The organism is Microbacterium sp. K41, assembly GCF_004794395.1.
Classification (GTDB): domain Bacteria; phylum Actinomycetota; class Actinomycetes; order Actinomycetales; family Microbacteriaceae; genus Microbacterium; species Microbacterium sufflavum.
Map to the genome: position 1 here is coordinate 1 of NZ_SSDO01000411.1, position 17539 is coordinate 17539.

At 70.9% G+C, this 17539-nt stretch carries 16 protein-coding genes; 10 read left to right on the forward strand and 6 right to left on the reverse strand.

Translation table 11 applies throughout. The features are described 5' to 3' along the window. The 7 genes from DW309_RS12795 to DW309_RS12825 all read left to right on the forward strand — a co-directional run. Positions 1–748: ABC transporter substrate-binding protein (locus tag DW309_RS12795; RefSeq protein WP_240753209.1), on the forward strand; the 748-nt coding region annotated here is incomplete at its 5' end. Between the two features lie 109 nt (positions 749–857). Next, positions 858–1682 (forward strand): ABC transporter ATP-binding protein, encoded by an 825-nt coding sequence (locus DW309_RS12800; RefSeq protein ID WP_136045599.1) that lies wholly within the window; start codon positions 858–860, stop codon positions 1680–1682. After that, entirely contained in the window at positions 1679–2482 is an 804-nt protein-coding gene (locus tag DW309_RS12805) for an ABC transporter ATP-binding protein (RefSeq protein WP_136032766.1), read from the forward strand. The genes DW309_RS12800 and DW309_RS12805 overlap by 4 nt, the downstream gene beginning before the upstream one ends. Continuing rightward, complete coding sequence (locus DW309_RS12810) at positions 2479–3567, forward strand: ABC transporter permease (protein ID WP_136032768.1); 1089 nt, start codon at positions 2479–2481, stop codon at positions 3565–3567. The genes DW309_RS12805 and DW309_RS12810 overlap by 4 nt, the downstream gene beginning before the upstream one ends. A gap of 1 nt (position 3568) precedes the next feature. Then, a complete protein-coding gene (locus DW309_RS12815) occupies positions 3569–4654 on the forward strand; it encodes an ABC transporter permease (protein ID WP_205812758.1) in 1086 nt (361 codons plus the stop codon). Further along, positions 4654–6900 (forward strand): exo-beta-d-1,3/1,6-glucosidase, encoded by a 2247-nt coding sequence (locus DW309_RS12820; RefSeq protein ID WP_136045600.1) that lies wholly within the window; start codon positions 4654–4656, stop codon positions 6898–6900. The genes DW309_RS12815 and DW309_RS12820 overlap by 1 nt, the downstream gene beginning before the upstream one ends. 96 nt (positions 6901–6996) lie before the next feature. Further along, complete coding sequence (locus tag DW309_RS12825) at positions 6997–7527, forward strand: flavin reductase family protein (RefSeq protein WP_136032772.1); 531 nt, start codon at positions 6997–6999, stop codon at positions 7525–7527. A 32-nt stretch (positions 7528–7559) separates the two neighbouring features. On the opposite strand, the gene DW309_RS12830 is transcribed toward DW309_RS12825, so the two are convergent. Further along, positions 7560–7826 (reverse strand): metal-sensitive transcriptional regulator, encoded by a 267-nt coding sequence (locus DW309_RS12830; protein WP_136036129.1) that lies wholly within the window; start codon positions 7824–7826, stop codon positions 7560–7562. A gap of 89 nt (positions 7827–7915) precedes the next feature. Between DW309_RS12830 and DW309_RS20265 the strand changes: the two genes are divergently transcribed. Next, positions 7916–8080, forward strand: a complete 165-nt coding sequence (locus DW309_RS20265; protein WP_524538340.1) for a DUF8730 family Cys-rich protein — start codon at positions 7916–7918, stop codon at positions 8078–8080. Then, the gene (locus DW309_RS12835) at positions 8077–9708 is read left to right on the forward strand and encodes an FAD-dependent oxidoreductase (protein ID WP_136045601.1); all 1632 of its coding nucleotides are present in this window, start codon (positions 8077–8079) and stop codon (positions 9706–9708) included. Before DW309_RS20265 ends, DW309_RS12835 begins: the two co-directional genes overlap by 4 nt. A gap of 20 nt (positions 9709–9728) precedes the next feature. Here DW309_RS12835 and DW309_RS20050 read toward each other — a convergent pair whose 3' ends face one another. From DW309_RS20050 to DW309_RS12855, 5 genes are all read right to left on the reverse strand, one after another. Next, the gene (locus DW309_RS20050; protein ID WP_240753210.1) at positions 9729–10298 is read right to left on the reverse strand and encodes a hypothetical protein; all 570 of its coding nucleotides are present in this window, start codon (positions 10296–10298) and stop codon (positions 9729–9731) included. Positions 10299–10345: 47 nt separating this feature from the next. Continuing rightward, positions 10346–12049: an arylsulfatase gene (locus DW309_RS12840; protein WP_240753211.1), complete on the reverse strand. Its 1704-nt coding sequence runs from the start codon at positions 12047–12049 to the stop codon at positions 10346–10348. Positions 12050–12174: 125 nt separating this feature from the next. Then, entirely contained in the window at positions 12175–13182 is a 1008-nt protein-coding gene (locus DW309_RS12845) for a LacI family DNA-binding transcriptional regulator (RefSeq protein ID WP_136045602.1), read from the reverse strand. Between the two features lie 76 nt (positions 13183–13258). Beyond that, on the reverse strand, positions 13259–14923 hold the full coding sequence (locus tag DW309_RS12850; RefSeq protein ID WP_136045603.1) for a glycoside hydrolase family 13 protein: 1665 nt from the start codon (positions 14921–14923) through the stop codon (positions 13259–13261). A 146-nt stretch (positions 14924–15069) separates the two neighbouring features. Continuing rightward, positions 15070–15966, reverse strand: a complete 897-nt coding sequence (locus DW309_RS12855) for an SDR family oxidoreductase (protein WP_136045604.1) — start codon at positions 15964–15966, stop codon at positions 15070–15072. A gap of 230 nt (positions 15967–16196) precedes the next feature. On the opposite strand from DW309_RS12855, the gene DW309_RS12860 reads away from it, so the two are divergent. Next, positions 16197–17483 (forward strand): YyaL domain-containing protein, encoded by a 1287-nt coding sequence (locus tag DW309_RS12860; protein WP_240745333.1) that lies wholly within the window; start codon positions 16197–16199, stop codon positions 17481–17483. Positions 17484–17539 lie beyond the last annotated feature (56 nt).

A 17539-nucleotide genomic window follows, 5' to 3' on the forward strand; every position in this document is an offset into this window, starting at 1 on the left:
GATCGACCGCGACGCCTACGTCGACATCGCCCGCGAAGGCGCCAGTGAGCCCGTCTGGTCGGTCACCGGCCTGTCGTCGATCCTCGAGGACGAGATCCAGCCCGAGTTCCAGGGCGTGGACTACAAGGTCGACGCCGACAAGGCGCGCGACCTGCTCGAGACCGCCGGGTACACCTGGAAGGACGACGCCCTGATCGACCCGGACGGCACGCCCGTGTCGTTCACGCTCTCCGTCCCGTCCGGCTGGAGCGACTGGAACACCGCACAGGAGCTCATCGCCGAAGACGTGAAGGACGGCATCGGCGCCGAGGTCAAGATCGACATGCCCGACTGGGGCGGCTGGGCCGACCCCCGCGACAACGGCACCTTCTCCGCGATCATCCACTGGCTGGAGGACAGCGGCACCGCCTACGGCCTGTACACCTCGACCATGGACCCGCGGTGGATCTCCCCCGAGGGCAAGGCCGGCTTCAACTTCGGCCGCTTCGACGACCCCGCCGCGACGACGGCGCTGAACACGTACGCGAACGCTTCGTCCGACGAGGAGCGCACCGCCGCGATCGACACGCTGCAGACGATCTTCTCGGAGCAGGTGCCGGCCATCCCGCTGGGCGCCCACCCGCTGCTGGGCGAGTTCAACACGCGCAACTACGTCGGCTGGCCGTCGGAGACCGACACGTACGCGTCGGCCGACCCCACGCAGCCGAACATCGTGCAGATCCTCACGAAGCTGAAGCCCGCCGAGTAGACCCGTCGTCTCGCTCCGACCGCTCAGGGACCGGTTCGCCCTCGGCGACCGGTTCCTGAGCGAGAAGCAGAGCGACGAGACGACGGACGCCTCCCACGAAGGACACCCCATGCCAGACCCCCTGCTCACCGTGCGCGACTTCTCGGTCGTGTACGACGTCGATACGCCCGTCTCGGCGGTGAAGGACGTGACCCTCGAACTCCAGCGCGGCGAGATCCTCGGGCTCGCCGGGGAGAGCGGCTGCGGCAAGACCACGCTCGCCTACGGCGTGCAGCGGCTGCTGCGTGCTCCCGCCGTCATCACCGGGGGCAGTGTGACCTTCCACGATGCCTCCGGAGCGGACATCGACATCAACGCGCTCGACGTGGACGCGATGCAGCGATTCCGCTGGGACAAGGTGTCGATGGTGTTCCAGGGCGCGATGAACGCCCTCAACCCGGTCGCCACGGTCGGCTCGCAACTGGAGGACGTGTTCGAGATCCACCGTCCCGACATGAACCGCCGCCAGCGCAGGGCCGAGGCGGAGGAGCTGCTCGAGATCGTGAAGGTCGGCCGCCAGCGCCACCGGTCCTTCCCGCACGAGCTGTCGGGCGGCATGCGCCAGCGCGTGATGATCGCGATGGCGCTCGCCCTGCGTCCGCAGCTGATGGTGATGGACGAGCCCACCACGGCGCTCGACGTGCTGGTGCAGCGCGAGATCCTGAAGCAGATCTCGCAGCTGCGGCGCGAGTTCGGGTTCTCGGTCGTCTTCATCACCCACGACCTGCCGCTGCTGCTCGAGATCAGCGACCGCATCGCGATCATGCGCGAGGGCGAGATCGTCGAGCTCGACACGGCCGAGCGCATCTGGAACGCGCCGCAGCACGAGTACACGCGGCGGCTGCTGTCGTCGTTCCCCCGGCTGACCGGCGAGAGAGGGGTGCTGGTGCGATGACCACGCTCGAGTTCCGACACGTCACCAAGAGCTATACCGTGCGCGGCGCCGGCCAGATCAAGGCCCTCGACGACGTGAGCTTCACCCTCGAGTCCGGCCGCACGATCGGACTCGTCGGGCAGTCCGGCAGCGGCAAGTCCACGATCGCGAAGATCCTCACCCAGCTCGAGACCCCCACCAGCGGGGAGGTGCTGCTCGACGGCACCCCGATCCCGCGGCGCGGCAGGGGGCTGCGGAGCTACCGCCAGCAGCTGCGCATGGTGTTCCAGGATCCGTTCGCCTCGCTCAACCCCTCCCACTCCATCCGCTACCACCTGGAGCGCCCCATCCGCCTCGACGACGTCGTGCCGAAGAAGGACACCGATGCCGAGGTGCGGCGCCTGCTCGCGCGCGTGCGGCTCGACGCCGACGCCGTGATCGACCGCCGCCCGCACGAACTGTCGGGCGGCCAGCGGCAGCGTGTGGCCATCGCCCGCGCCCTCGCCTCCCGCCCGTCGCTGCTCGTGGCGGACGAGCCCGTGTCGATGCTCGACGTGTCGATCCGTCTCGGCGTGCTGAGCCTGCTCGCCGAGCTGCAGCGTGACGAGGGACTCGGCGTGCTCTACATCACGCACGACCTGGCCACCGCCCGCCACTTCAGCGACGAGATCATGGTGCTCAACCAGGGCCGCGTGGTCGAGTACGGCACCGCCGACGACGTCATCCTGAACCCGCAGAACCCCTACACCCGCGAGCTGCGCGCCGCCTCTCCCGACCCGGAGAAGCACTTCGCCGCCACCACGAACGGAGGTGCGCGGTGAGTACCGCCTTCCCCCAGCTGGACGACAACGACCTCGTCGCGCGCGACGCCCTCGAGGTCGGCACCACCGCGACGGCGGTCGACCGTGGCCGGCGTCGCGTGCCGTGGCGCTTCTTCGCCGGGCGCGCGGGCTTCTACCTCTTCACCCTGTGGGCGGCGATCACGATCAACTTCTTCCTGCCCCGGCTCATGAAGGGCGACGCGGTGAGCTCGTACCTCGCGCGCAACCCCAACGTGAGCCCGGAGGCCGCCGATGCCCTGCGCATCCTGCTCGGCATCGACTCCGACAAATCGGTGTGGCAGCAGTACGTCGAGTACTGGGGCATGCTGCTGCGCGGCGACCTGGGCATCTCCACGCTGCACGGTCTGCGTCCGGTCGCTGAGGTGCTCGCCTCCGCCCTCCCGTGGACGCTCGGGCTGGTCGGCATCGCGACGATCATCTCGTTCGCGATCGGCACGGTCGCCGGGGCCATCGTGGGGTGGAAGCGGGGCAGCAAGCTCGACGCGATCATCCCGGTGACCACCTTCTTCAACACGATCCCGTATTTCTGGCTCGGGCTCATCGCGATCGCCGTCTTCTCGTCGACGCTCAAGTGGTTCCCGTCGTCGCACGCCTACGACAAGGGGCAGTCGCCGGAGTGGAGCCTGGACTTCATCGGGCAGGTGATCATGCACGGCACCCTGCCCGCGCTCACCATCGTGGTGGCCTCGCTGGGCGGCTGGGTGCTCGGCATGCGCAACATGATGCTGACCGTGCTCGACGACGACTACATCACGGTCGCGCAGGCGAAGGGCATGCCGAACCGGCGCGTGCTGTGGGCCTACGCCGCCCGCAACGCCGTGCTCCCGCAGATCCAGAGCTTCGCGCTGTCGATCGGCTTCATCGTGGGCGGCACCATCGTCATGGAGATGGTGTTCAGCTATCCCGGTGTCGGCAAGCTGCTGCTCGACGCCACCAACGCCAAGGACTTCGCGCTCATGCAGGGCGTGTTCCTGGTGATCACGCTGTCGGTGCTCGTGGCCAACATCCTCGCCGACGTGGTCTACGCCTACCTCGACCCGCGCACCCGCCAGACGGAGGCCTGACATGACCGTTCCCACCACCGCCGCAGGCACCGCCCCCGACGGCTCGCCGGTCGCCTCGGGCATGCCGGAGACCGCGACCCTGCGCACCGCGCCGTCGGGCGACCCGCACCGCGCGACGTTCCGGTCGCAGCTCGGCCAGGCGTTCGCGATGTTCCGCAACCCGAAGTCCCTGGCCGGGCTCATCATCCTCGGGATCTTCGTGCTCGTCGCGATCCTGGCCCCGTGGATCGCCCCGTACGGACCCACCCAGAAGGACCGCACCGCGCTCCGCCAGCCGCCGTCGTGGGAGCACTGGCTCGGGACGACGCATATGGGGGAGGACGTGCTGAGCCAGATCATCTACGGCACGCGCGGGGTGATCGTCGTCGGCTTCCTCGCCGCGTTCATCGCCACCATCATCGCCATCACGGTCGGCGTGATCGCCGGGTACGTGCGCGGCTGGAAGAGCGAGTCGCTGTCGGCGCTGACCAACGTCTTCCTCGTGATCCCCGGCATCCCGCTGATCATCATCATCGCGTCGCAGTTCGACAACCCGCCGCTGATCGTGATCGCCGCCGTGCTCGGGCTCACCGGGTGGGCGTGGGGTGCGCGCGTGCTCCGGGCGCAGACCATGTCGCTGCGCAACCGCGACTTCATCCAGGCCGCCCGCGCCAACGGCGAACCGCTGCGCCGCATCATCACGGTCGAGATGCTGCCGAACCTGATGGCGCTCATCGCGTCGAGCTTCGTCGGCACCGTGACCGCCGCGATCCTCGGCCTCACGACGCTCGCGTTCATCGGGGTGATCCCGGTGAGCAACCTCAACTGGGGCACGATCCTGTTCTGGGCGCAGCAGAACGGCGCCTTCCCCCGGTTGTGGTGGTGGTACGTGCCCGCGGGGCTCTGCATCGCCATCATCGGCGTGGCCCTGTCGCTGATCAACTTCGGGATCGACGAGTATGTGAACCCGCGGCTGCGTTCCGCCGGAGAGCGCGCACGGGCCATGAAGAAGAAGGGGCTCGACGTGAACGCGCCGGTCACGGCCGTGCGCTCCGTCCCCCTGCCGGCGACCGACACCACCGATACGACGACACAGAACACGAAGTGATGACCTCTCTGCTCCCGACGACCACCCTTCCGTACCAGAACCCCTCCCTGCCGATCCCCGAGCGGGTCGCCGACCTCCTCTCCCGCATGAGCGTGGAGGAGAAGGTCGGGCAGATGCTGCAGCTCGACGCCCGTGACGACCTCGACGACCACGTGCTGCGGCGTCACGTCGGCTCGATCCTGCACACGTCTCCCGAGCGCATCGTGCGGGCGAACGAGCTCACGGCGCAGACCCGCCTGCGCATCCCCCTGCTCGTGGGCGAGGACTGCATCCACGGCCACTCGTTCTGGCCGGGTGCGACGATCTACCCCACCCAGCTGGGCATGGCAGCGACGTGGGACGCCGGGCTGCTGGAGCGTGTCGCGCGGGCGACCGCCGAGGAGGTCGCGGTCACCGGCATCCACTGGACCTTCTCGCCGGTGCTGTGCATCGCGCGCGACCTGCGGTGGGGCCGGATCAACGAGACGTTCGGCGAGGACCCGTTCCTGATCGGCGAGCTCGCGAGCGCCATGGTGCGCGGCTACCAGGGCGACGGGCTCGACGACCCGACCGCGATCCTCGCGACCGCCAAGCACTTCGCGGGGTACTCCGAGACGCAGGGCGGACGGGACGCGAGCGAGGCCGACATCTCCCGCCGCAAGCTGCGCTCCTGGTTCCTCCCGCCGTTCGAGCGCGTGGCCCGCGAGGGCTGCCGCACGTTCATGCTCGGCTACCAGACCACCGACGGCGTGCCGATCACCCTGAACGACTGGCTGCTCAGCGACGTGCTGCGCGACGAGTGGGGGTACACCGGCACCCTCATCACCGACTGGGACAACGTCGGGCGCATGGTGTGGGAGCAGCGCATCCAGCCCGACCTGACCCAGGCGGCCGCGGCCGCGGTGCGCGCGGGCAACGACATGGTCATGACCACGCCCGGGTTCTTCGAGGGCGCGCTCGACGCGGTGGCTCAGGGGCTGCTGCCCGACGACGCGTTCGACGACGCGGTCGCCCGCATCCTCACGCTCAAGTTCGAGCTCGGGCTGTTCGAGGATCCGCGACTGCCACGCGCAGACCTGTCGTCCGTGGTGGGCAGCGCCGCGCACGCCGAGCTGAACCTGGAGACGGCGCGACGCTCCCTCGTGCTGCTGGAGAACGACGGCGTGCTGCCGCTCGACCCCGCCGCCCCGCTGCGCATCGCCGTGACGGGACCCCTGGCCGACGACGCGCAGACGCAGCTGGGCGACTGGGCGGGAGGTTCGGGTCAGGCGGGGTGGCTCGACGGGCAGCCGCGCGACATGATCACGACCGTGCTCGACGGGCTGCGCGCGGTGGACGGCTGGCGGGTGACGCACACGCGCGGCGCCGACATCCTCACCCTCGAGGACGACCCGCGGGGCACGCACTTCCCCGACAAGCAGCCGCGGCCGCCGGTGGTGCGGCCGTGCGCGCCCGACGCGGCCATGATCGCGGAGGCCGTGGCCGACGCCGAGGCCGCCGACGTCGTGGTCGCGGTGGTCGGCGACCGGATCGAGCTCGTGGGTGAGGGCCGCTCGACGGCCACGCTCGAGCTCATCGGCGGCCAGAACGCGCTGCTGGACGCGCTGATCGACACCGGCACGCCGGTCGTGATCGTGCTGCTCGCGTCGAAGCCGCTCGTGCTCCCGGCGTCGGCGCAGCGCGCGGCGGCCGTGATCTGGGCGGCCAACCCCGGGATGCAGGGTGGTCGCGCGCTGGCCGAGGTCATGGCGGGCCTGGTCGAGCCGTCCGGCCGGCTGCCGATCTCGTTCGCACGCCACGTGGGACAGCAGCCGACCTACTACAACCAGATCCGCGGACAGCACGGCGACCGGTACGCCGACCTCACGCAGTCGCCCGCCTGGGCGTTCGGCGAGGGGCGCTCGTACACCACGGTCGAGTACTCCGACCTGGAGCTGGAGGCGGAGGCTCTCACCCCGGACGACACGGTCGTCGGTCACGTGACCGTGACGAACACGGGAGCCCGGCCCGCGCGCGAGACCGTGCAGGTGTATGTGCGCGACGAGGTCACGAGCGTGAGCTGGACCGACCGGGAGCTCAAGGCGTACCGCCAGGTCGACGTGGCGCCGGGGGAGTCGGTGCGGGTGCGGGTGGAGGTGCCGGCCGCCGAGTGCACGATCGTCGATGCGGCGGGGCTGCGCCGGGTGGAGCCCGGCGCGTTCACGCTGCTGGTCGGCCCGAGCTCGCGCGAGGAGGTGCTGCTGGCGGCGGGGTTCCGCATCGGCTGAGGCGGACGCGCCGAGGGCGGCCGGACGGAATCGCTCGATTTGAGCTCAAGCGCGCTTGAGGTCTTACGGTTAATGGGTGACCCGGAAGTTCCCCGCATGACCATCGACCCCCGCCCCCACCCCGCCGCCCCCGTCCCGTCCGCCGTCGGCGAGGGACTCAAGGCCGCGTTCCGCGCGCACCCCGCCGGTGTCGCGATCATCACGGCTCAGGGCCCCGACGGTCCGGTGGGCCTCACCGCCTCCAGCGTGTCGTCCGTGGCGGTCGATCCCGCCGCGATCATGTTCTCCGTCACGCGGGCGACCGGGAGCGCCGGGGCGATCCTGTCCGCGCCGAGCTTCGTGGTGCACCTGATCGACGACGAGCACTCCGACCTCGCGCAGAGCTTCGCCGTGAGCGGTGCCGAGCGGTTCACGTCGCAGCAGGGCTGGACGACGCTGCCGACCGGCGAGCCGCACCTCCCGGAGGCGAGGGTCGCGCTGCGCTGCCGCCCGCTGCACACCGTGCCCGTCGGCTCCTCGACGGTCGTGATCGCGGAGGTCCTGGAGGTGCTGCCGGGGCGACCCGCCCGCCCGCTGGTGTACGTGGACCGCCGGTTCCACGCCCTGCCGCACGTCCCCGCCGTCTGACCCCGACCGCCCGGCGGCGGTCCGGCCCGCCGTCAGGCGAGCGAGAGGAACAGCTTCTCGAGCTCAGGCAGGGAGACGCCGTCCTCCTCTTCCGGGCCGTCGAGGCAGTCCCTCATCGCGGTGGCGATGATCTGGAAGCCCGCCTTGTCGAGCGCGGAGGTGACGGCGGAGAGCTGCGTGACGACCGCTCGGCAGTCGCTGCCGGCCTCGACGGCCGCGATCACGGCGCCGAGCTGACCCTGTGCGCGCTTGAGGCGGTTGGCGATCTTGCGTTGCGTCTCGGCATCGGTGGTAGACATGGCGGCTCCCTGATCGTCGGCTGAGAACTCCACTATACCCCCAGGGGTATAGTGATGGATACCCACCGGGGTATCGAGAGGAGTCACCCATGTGCCGAGCCGTCCGTTGCCGAACCTGCGGAAAGACCACCTGGGCGGGATGTGGTCAGCACGTCGACGCCGTCCGCCAGACCGTACCGAGGTCGGACTGGTGCGGCGGACACGCCGACGAGCAGCCCGCCGGCGGCTTCCTGTCGCGGTTGTTCGGCCGATGAGCGCCGCGCCCCTCACGGTCGTGATCGTCGGCGGGGTCGCGGGCGGGATGTCCGCCGCCACCCGACTGCGCCGACTGGACGAGTCCGCGCACATCGTCGTCTTCGAGCGCGGGCCGGAGGTGTCATACGCCAACTGCGGCCTCCCGTACTACGTGGGCGGGGTGATCCAGGACCGCGAGGCGCTGCTGCTGCAGACCCCCGAGTCGCTGCACCGCCGCTTCCGGCTCGACGTGCGCGTGCGCCACGAGGTCGTGCACATCGACACCGACCGCCGCGTCGTCGAGGTCGAAGGGCCCGACGGGCAGCGGATGCGCCAGCCGTACGATCGCCTCGTGCTCGCCACCGGAGCCCGCCCGCGCCGCGACGAGCCCGACGCGGGACCGCCCGTGCGCAGCCTGCGCACGGTCGACGATGCCGACGCGATCCACGCCGCGGCACGATCCGGGCTGCCCGTGGTCGTGGTCGGCGGCGGTTACACGGGGCTGGAGGCCGTCGAGAACCTCGTCGCCCGTGGCGCCGCGGTCACGCTCGTGCAGCGCGGGCCCCAGCTGCTCTCCCCGCTCGACCCCGAGATGGTCGCACCGCTCGCCGAGGAGCTGCGGGGGCGCGGGGTGGACGTACGGCTCGGCGTCGAGATCACCGCGTCCGCGCCGGGTGCCGTGACCCTGAGCGACGGGACCGTCGTGGCCGCCGAGTTCGTGGTGGACGCGTCGGGAGTGGTGCCCGAGGTCGGGCTCGCGCGGGACGCGGGCATCCGGATCGGCGAGACCGGCGGGATCGCGGTGGACGACGCCTGCCGCACCAGCGCCCCCGACGTGTTCGCGGTGGGCGACGGTGTCGAGAAGAGCGACTTGGTGGGCGGCGGCCCCGCACTCATCACGATGGCGGGACTCGCGAATCGGCACGGCCGGATGGTGGCCGACCTCATCGCGGGCCGGGTCGAGGCTGCGTCACCGGCCGTCGGCACCGGCATCGTGGGCGTGTTCGGGCTCGCGCTCGCCAAGACCGGCTGGAGCGAACGGCAGCTCCGCGCCGCCGGCCGGGAGTTCTACGCCGTGCACGTGCACCCGGGCTCGCACGCGGGCTACTACCCCGGTGCGGAGACGCTGTCGATGAAGCTGCTGGCCGACCCGGCGAGCGACCGCATCCTCGGAGCGCAGGTGGTGGGTCGCGACGGGGTCGACAAGCGCATCGACGTGATCGCCACCGCGATGCAGGCGGGCGTCACGGCCGCGGGTCTCGCCCGGCTCGAGCTCGCCTATGCGCCGCAGTTCGGCTCGGCGAAGGACCCGGTCAACATGCTCGGCTACGTGGCCGAGAACACGCGCACCGGCACCACCCCCACCGTGCAGTGGCACGGGCTCGACGACGCCGTGCGCGCCGGGGCCGTGCTCATCGATGTGCGCTCCCCCGCGGAGCACGCGGCCGGCGCGATCCCCGGCGCGCTCAACGTCCCGCTGGACGAGCTGCGCGACCGCCTCGACGAGCTGCCGGCGGGGCCGCTGGTCGTCCACTGCCAGGTGGGGCTCCGCGGTCACATCGCGACGCGGCTGCTGCGGCAGCACGGACGCGACGTGCGCAACCTCGACGGCGGCTACCGCACCTGGCGTGACGGCACGGTGCGGTAGCGCGCCGGAGTCGCGGGGCCTCAGTCGCTGGCGAGCTTCGCGGCGAACTCCCGTTCCACGTCGACGTAGTGGTCGTCGGCCACGTCGTAGACCACCTGGTGGATCTCACCGCCCGTGAAGGCGAAGCGGTTGGGGTAGGCGGTGGTCACGGTGTCGCCCGAGTCGTAGCCGACGCTCAGTCCCTCGCCCGTGAGGGCGTAGCGGCCGAGCTGGGTGCGGATCGGGATCGACTCGACGGCCTCGTCGTCGACGTAGAGCGTGAGCGTGCCGAGCGCTTCGCCGTGGTCGCCGGTGCCCTCCTTCTCGAAGCCGACGCCGACGATGTGCCGGCCCTCGGTCGGCGCGGGGGTGCTGACCCGCTGCTCGGGCGGGATGCCGAGGAAGTTGTACACGAACGACAGCGTGCCGTCCTGCACGTACAGGCTGTAACCGCCGAATCGGGAGCCCTGGGCGACGATCACGCCCTCGGTCGCCGCGGTGAAGTCCACCTCGGCGAGGATCTTGAACGACACCTGCTGCGTGCGCGCGGCGAGCTGCTCCTGCACCTCGGTCGTCTCCGGGTAGTAGGTGAAGCGGCCGTCGGCGGGCACCGGCAGGTGGTACTCGTATTTGATGAAGTCGGCGACGCCCAGGTCGTTCAGGGCAGCACGTCGTACTTCTTCGCCTCTTCGAGCCAGAGCGCCGTGAGCTCCGCCAGCTTCTCGGGGTACTGGTCGGCGAGGTCGACGGCCTCCGCCCGGTCCTCGTCGACGTGGAACAGCTGCCAGCGGTCCTCGTCGAAGTGCCCCAGGCCGATCGGGACGGGGCCGTGCTCGGCGACGGCCTTCCACCCCTTGCTCCAGATGCCGCGGGTGCCGAGCATCTCGTAGTACTGCGTCTGCTTGGTGGTGGGGGCGTCGGCGGCGTCGAAGGAGTAGTTCATCGGCACGCCGGGCATCGGCGTCTGCTCCACGCCGTCCACGACGGTCGGCGCCTCGACGCCGCACGCCTCCAGGATCGTCGGCACGATGTCGGTGCAGTGGTGGTACTGGCTGCGCACCTCGCCGCGCGCCGTGATCCCCGCGGGCCAGTGGATGATCAGCGGGTCCGCCGAGCCGCCCGCGTAGGAGTAGCGCTTGAACATGCGGAACGGCGTGGAGAACGCCATCGCCCAGCCCGTCGGGTAGTGGTTGTAGGCGTCGGGCCCGCCGAGCTTGTCGATCATCGTCAGGTTGCGCGCGACGTCTTCGGGGTAGCCGTTGAAGAACAGGTTCTCGTTGATCGAGCCGTTCGGGCTGCCCTCGCCCGAGGCGCCGTTGTCCGCCGCGTAGATGATGAGCGTGTTGTCGAGCTGTCCCGACTTCTCCAGGTGCTCGATGATGCGGCCGACCTGCGCGTCGGTGTACTCGCTGAACCCCGCGTACACCTCCGCGGTCCGCGAGAACAGCGCCTTCTCCTCGTCGGTGAGCTCCGCCCACGGGCGCACGCTGTCGACCTCGGCGAACGTGCCGGGCGTCATCGGGTTCATGTCGGTCAGCTGCGTGCCCTCCGGCAGGATGCCGCGCTCGATCATGCGCGGCAGCACCCACTCGCGGTACGCCTCGTAGCCGTCGTCGAACATCCCCCTGTACTTGTCGATGTACTCCTGCGGGGCGTGGTGCGGGGCGTGGTTCGCGCCGGGGCAGAACCACAGGTACCAGGGCTTGTCCGGGGTGGACTGCTTCGCGTCGCGCAGCATCCGGATCGCCTGGTCCGCGAGATCCTTGGACAGGTGATACCCGTCCTCGGGCTGGTAGGGCTGGTCGATGTAGTGGTTGTCGACGGCCAGATCGGGGTACCACTGGTTGGTCTCACCGCCGATGAAGCCGTAGAACCGGTCGAAGCCGTGCCCGAGGGGCCATTCGCTGCGATCGGAGCCGCTGGAGATCGCGTTGATCGGCACGTTGTGGTTCTTGCCGACCCAGTACGTCGACCAGCCGTTGTCGCGGAGGATGCGTGCCAGCGGTGCGTTCGACTTCGGGATGTGCCCGTTGTAGCCGGGGAACCCGGTGGCGGACTCGGAGATCGTGGCGTAGCCGTTCTGGTGGTGCGTGCGTCCGGTGAGGAACGTCGACCGGGTGGGTGAGCACAGGGCGGTCGTGTGCCACTGCGAGTAGGTGAGGCCGTTGTCGGCGAGGCGCTGGAGCGTGGGCATGTGGATGCGCCCGCCGTACGGCTCCCACGCCGCGAGGCCCGTGTCGTCGAACAGGATGACCAGGACGTTGGGTGCACCCTCCGGAGCCTTGGTCGGCTCGTACGCCCCCCAATCCGGTGTCGAATCCCGCACGTCGAGCGCGATCTTCCCCTGGAACTCCCGAGCCATGATGTCTCCCTCCGGTCGAAACACGTGTCTGCTCGGCACGGTATCGAGGGCGCAAAGGGGGGGACAGGTGGCTCTCGCAGGATCACCAGGGTGATTCCCGCGGGGGCCGTCTCGGCCGCAGCGGGTCAGACCAGGCGGGCGGTCGTGCCGCGCACGTTGAGCTCGTACGGCAGCGCGGCCGGGGGCCGTACGGCCTCGGGATCGGTGAGCTTCGCCAGGACGGCATCCGCCGCGCGCTCGCCCTGCCCGAGGGGGAACTGGTCGACCGTGGTGAGACGGAAGAACTCGCCGAGCTCGTGGCCGTCGATGCCCACGATCGACAGGTCCTCAGGCACCCGGAATCCGAGGTCGCGGGCGGCGAGGAGCGCCCCGATCGCCATCTCGTCCGAGGCGGCGAACACCGCGGTCGGGCGCGGGCCCGGGCGGCCCAGCAGCTGCTTCGCGGCCCGGTAGCCGCCCTCGACCGTGAAGTCGGCGGGCTCGAGGAACGCCGGCTGCAGCGGGATCCCGGCCGTCGCGAGGGCCCGCTCGAACCCGAGTCGGCGGTTGGTGGGGATGTGGAAGTCGAGGTCGAACTCGGGGTTCGCGCCGATGTGCGCGATCTGGGTGTGGCCGAGTCCGATGAGGTGCTCCGTGGCGAGCTGCGCGACCGCGACGTCGTCGACCGTGAGCGTGTCGAGCTTCGGGTTCGGGCCGCCGATCGCGATCACCGGCAGTCCGAGGTCGAGCAGCTGCTGCGTCTCGTCCTCGTCGAGCTCGATCGACACGGCGATCACCGCGTCCACGCGCTGCCGCCGCAGGAACGTGTCGAACACGTCGCGGCGCACGTCCTCGTCGGCGGTGATGTTGTAGAGCGTGATGTCGTAGCCGGCGCGCATGAGCGCGGCGGACACCCCCGACAGCACCGTGCTGAAGAACCACCGGTCGAGGAACGGCACCACCACGCCGATGTTGCGCGTGCGACCCGAGGCGAGGCTCGAGGCCCGCGACGACACCACGTAGCCGAGCGACTGCGCGGCCGCGCGCACGCGCTCGCGCGCCGACTCCGAGACCTGCCCTCGTCCGCTCAGCGCGCGGGAGACGGTCGCGGTGGAGACGCCGGCGAGCCGGGCGACCTCGTCGATGCTCGCCATGGGTCCTCCTGGGGTTCCTGTTCCGTCGCGGTCGCGCGCTGCGGGCAGCGTCTGCGACCGCGACGGGAACGGCGGGTCAGGCCGCGGTGGTGTACCAGACGGCGGTGTCGACCGGCAGGTCGGGGCCGTCGAAGGGCTGGCTGCGCAGCACGATCAGGGCGCCGTCCGGCAGGGGGAGCGGGGCGGTGCCGAGGTTGGCGAGCACGTGCACCTCGCCGCGGCGGAACGCGACCGCGTCGGGCCCCGCCTCCTCCCACACGAGGGAGCCGGTGCCGAAGCCGTGTTCGCGGCGCCCGGCGAGCAGGCGCTTGTACAGGGCGAGGGTCGACGCGGGGTCGACCTCCTCCACGTCGCGCGCATGGGCCGCCCAGTCCGCGGGCTGCGGGAGCCACGACAGCCCGGTGTCGTTGAAGCCGAACGCGGGGGCCTCGGCCTCCCAGGGCAGCGGCACGCGGCAGCCGTCGCGGCCGTAGCGCTCGCCGTTGGTGCGGAACCACGTGGGATCCTGCCGGAACTCGTCCGGGATCTCCATGGCCTCGGGCAGCCCGAGCTCCTCGCCCTGGTACAGGTACGCCGAGCCGGGGAGGGCCAGCATCAGGGTCGTGGCGGCGCGGGCGCGCGCCAGGCCGATCGCGGTGTCGGGCTTGTCGGGCGTGTTCGGCCCGATGCCCTCGCCCTGCGGGTTCTCGGACGTGAGGGCCAGGCGCGAGGCGTGGCGCACGACGTCGTGGTTCGACAGCACCCAGGTGCTGGGCGCGCCGACCGCGCCGAACTCGTCGAGCGACTCGCGGATCACATCGCCCAGGGCCTTCGCGTCCCACTCGGTCATGAGGTACGGGAAGTTGAAGGTCTGGTGCATCTCGTCGGGCCGCACCCACAGCGCGGTCTCCTTGAGCGTCGGCATCCAGGCCTCGCCGCACAGCGCGCGGTCGCCGTCGTACTCGGCCAGCACGCGGTGCCAGTCGCGGTAGATCTCGTGCACGCCGTCCTGGCCCCAGTACGGCACGTTCGACTCGCCACCGCCCATGGAGTCGGCGTCGGTGGGGGGCGTGTAGTCGGGCAGCCCCTCGGTCTTGATCATGCCGTGGGCCACGTCGACCCGGAAGCCGTCGACCCCACGGTCGAGCCAGAAGCGCAGGATGGAGCGGAACTCCTCCTGCACCTCCTCGTTGTTCCAGTCGAAGTCGGGCTGCGTGGCGTCGAAGATGTGCAGGTACCACTGGCCGGGCGTGCCGTCGGCCTCGGTCACGCGCTGCCACATGCCGCCGCCGAACACCGACTCCCAGTTGTTGGGCGGCAGCTCGCCGTTCTCGCCCCTGCCGTCGCGGAAGATGTAGCGCGCGCGCTCCGGGCTGCCCGGTCCCGCGGCGAGGGCCGCCTGGAACCACGGGTGCTGGTCGGACGAGTGGTTGGGCACCAGGTCGACGATCACGCGGATGCCGCGGTCGTGTGCGGCGGCGAGCATGTCGTCGAAGTCGGAGAGGGTGCCGAACAGCGGGTCGACGTCGCGGTAGTCGGCGACGTCGTAGCCGGCGTCGCGCTGCGGGCTCGTCATGAACGGGCTGAGCCAGATCGCATCGACGCCGAGCTCCTGCAGGGAGTCGAGGCGGCGCGTGATCCCCGGCAGGTCGCCGATGCCGTCGCCCGACGCGTCCGCGAAGGAGCGGGGGTAGATCTGGTAGATGACGGCGCTGCGCCACCACTCGGTACCGGGGGCTGCGAACTGTTCGAGCTGTGCCATGCGAACAGGCTACTGCAAACGCTTACACTCTCACCACCACGCGGATCGAATCGGTTCGGAGCAGTCCGCGTACCCGGTCGGTGGCGTGCTGTTTCCATCGCCCGGCGGCTCCCGTCGCCGACAGCGGCCGGGCGATGGGGGCACGGTCACGGCGTGGGCATGCCGCCGTTCACGTTCAGCGTCTCGCCGATCACGTAGCTCGACTCCGGCGACGCGAGGAACACATATGCCGGCGCGAGCTCGGCCGGCTGCCCCATGCGGCCGAGGGGCGTGTCCTCGCCGAACTTCTCGATCTTCTCCTGGGGCTGTCCGTCGCTGGGCTGCAGCGGCGTCCAGATCGGGCCCGGCGCCACCGCGTTCACGCGAATGCCCTTCGGCGCGAGCTGCTGAGCGAGACCCTTCGTGAACGCGTTGATCGTGGACTTCGTGGAGGCGTAGTCGACCAGGATGTCCGACGGCGAGTACGCCTGGATGGACGTGGTGTTGATGATGGTCGACCCGGCGGGCAGGTGCGGGAGCGCGGCCTTCGTGATCCAGAACATGGCGTACACGTTGGTCTTGAACGTGTCGTCGAACTGCTCGTCGGTCAGGTCGGTCAGCGACTCGCGGTACACCTGCTTGCCGCCGTTGTTGACGAGGATGTCGAGCCCGCCCAGGGCGGCCACGGCTTCGGCCACGAGCGTGCGGCAGTACTCCGGGTCGCGCAGGTCGCCGGGGATCGTGGCGACCGTCGCTCCGGCATCGCGGAGGAGTCCGGCGATGCGGCTCGCGTCCTCCTCCTCCTCGGGCAGGTAGGAGATCGCCACGTCGGCGCCCTCCCTGGCGAACGCGATCGCGGTGGCGGCGCCGATGCCGGAGTCGCCCCCGGTGATCAGGGCCTTGCGTCCGGTGAGACGCCCCGTGCCGCGGTAGGTGTCCTCGCCGAGGTCGGCCTTCGGGGTCAGGTCGGCGTCGAGGCCCGGCTCCGGCATGTGCTGCTTCTGCGGCTGGATGTCGGCGTAGAGCTCGGCGGGGTTCGTGAAGGTGTACTGGTCGCGGGACATGGTCGTCCTTTCCGGGGGATCGTGGACTGGCTCCCATCGTCGGATCGTTGCCGAGAGGCCGCAAACGCCTTGCACGCCCGGGTCGGCTTTGCTACACGCGCGGGCCCTCGCCATATCGCACGGGAGATGTGGACGAAAGGCTCTTCAGCGGCGTGTCGCGATCTGGCACATTCGGTAACGTGCCCCCCGCTCCGTCCCGTCCCCCGCGCCGACCGGGCACCGCTCGTGTCGTGTCGCCCCTGGTCGCCGTGCGCCGTTCCGCCCCGATCAGCGCCGTCGCCGCGCTCGTCGCCGCCGTGGTCCTGCTCGGCGCCGCACCCGCGATGTCGGACAGTCGGGCGCCGCGCGCCGAGACCGGAACCGACGTGACGGCCGACCCCGCGGCATCCGTCGCACTCGCCTACGAGTTCCTCGACGCCAGGGTGGACGAGTTCTGCGACGGCGCGGGCCACTGCCTCCCGCGCAGCTATCAGGGCGGCTTCTTCACCACCCCGACGTGGGACTTCACCCCCTCCTTCGTGTACGACGACGCGCTGGTCGTGATCGCCTACACGGCCCGCGGCCTGCCGGATGACCTGCGCCGCGCCCGCGCGATCGGCGACACCCTGCTGTTCGTGCAGGAGGAGGACCCGATCGGCGACGGGCGCACGCGCGCCTCCTACGAGCCCCACGGCATCCGTCAGGGGCGCGTCGAGATCACCGGGCCCGGCAGCTTCACCGGCAACCAGGCCTGGGTGGGCATGGCCCTCGCGCGCCTCTTCCACGCGACGGGCGAGCAGCGGTACCTCGACGGCGCGCTGCGCACCGCGAACTGGATCCAGGACAACACCGCTGACATGACCAGGGCGCCGTACGGCTATACGGGAGGCCAGACCGACACCGGGGCCTCGCTGGAGTGGAAGTCGACGGAGCACAACACCGACGTCGCGGGCTTCTTCGCCCAGCTCGCCCAGCTCACGGGCGACGCCGTGTGGGCGCAGCGCTCGGCCGTCGCCGCCGGATTCGTCGCCGCGATGCAGAGCGCGGACGGCCACGTCGACACCGGCACCCTGCTCGACGGCAGCACGGTCAACACCCGTCCCGTCCCGCTCGATGCGCAGACCTGGAGCGCGCTCGGCACGGGGGACGCCCGCTACGGTGCCGCCCTGGACTGGACGCTCGGGCACCTGATGGCCACGGACGGCCCGTACCGCGGCCCCTCGATCAGCGATGTGGACGTGTCCAAGGCGTGGTTCGAGGGCAGCGGGCACCTGGCCCTGGCACTCCGGCTGCGCGATGCCGCGGGCGACGCCGCCCAGGCCGACGAGCTGCTCGCGGACATCCGCCTGGCGCAGCGCGATGCGGTGAACGGCGACGGCAAGGGCATCGTGGCGACCTCGACCGACGGACTCGACTCCGGCTTCGGCGACCTCTACTACGCGAGCCTGCACACGGGCACGACCGCGTGGTACCTGCTGGCGGCAGCCGCCGACAACCCGTTCGCGCTTCCCGCGGCCGCCGCGTCCTCGGGCGAGTGACGCCGCGGCCGACCTGCGGGGCGCGCGTGCGTCAGGGGTCGCGCGGCTGGGGCCGC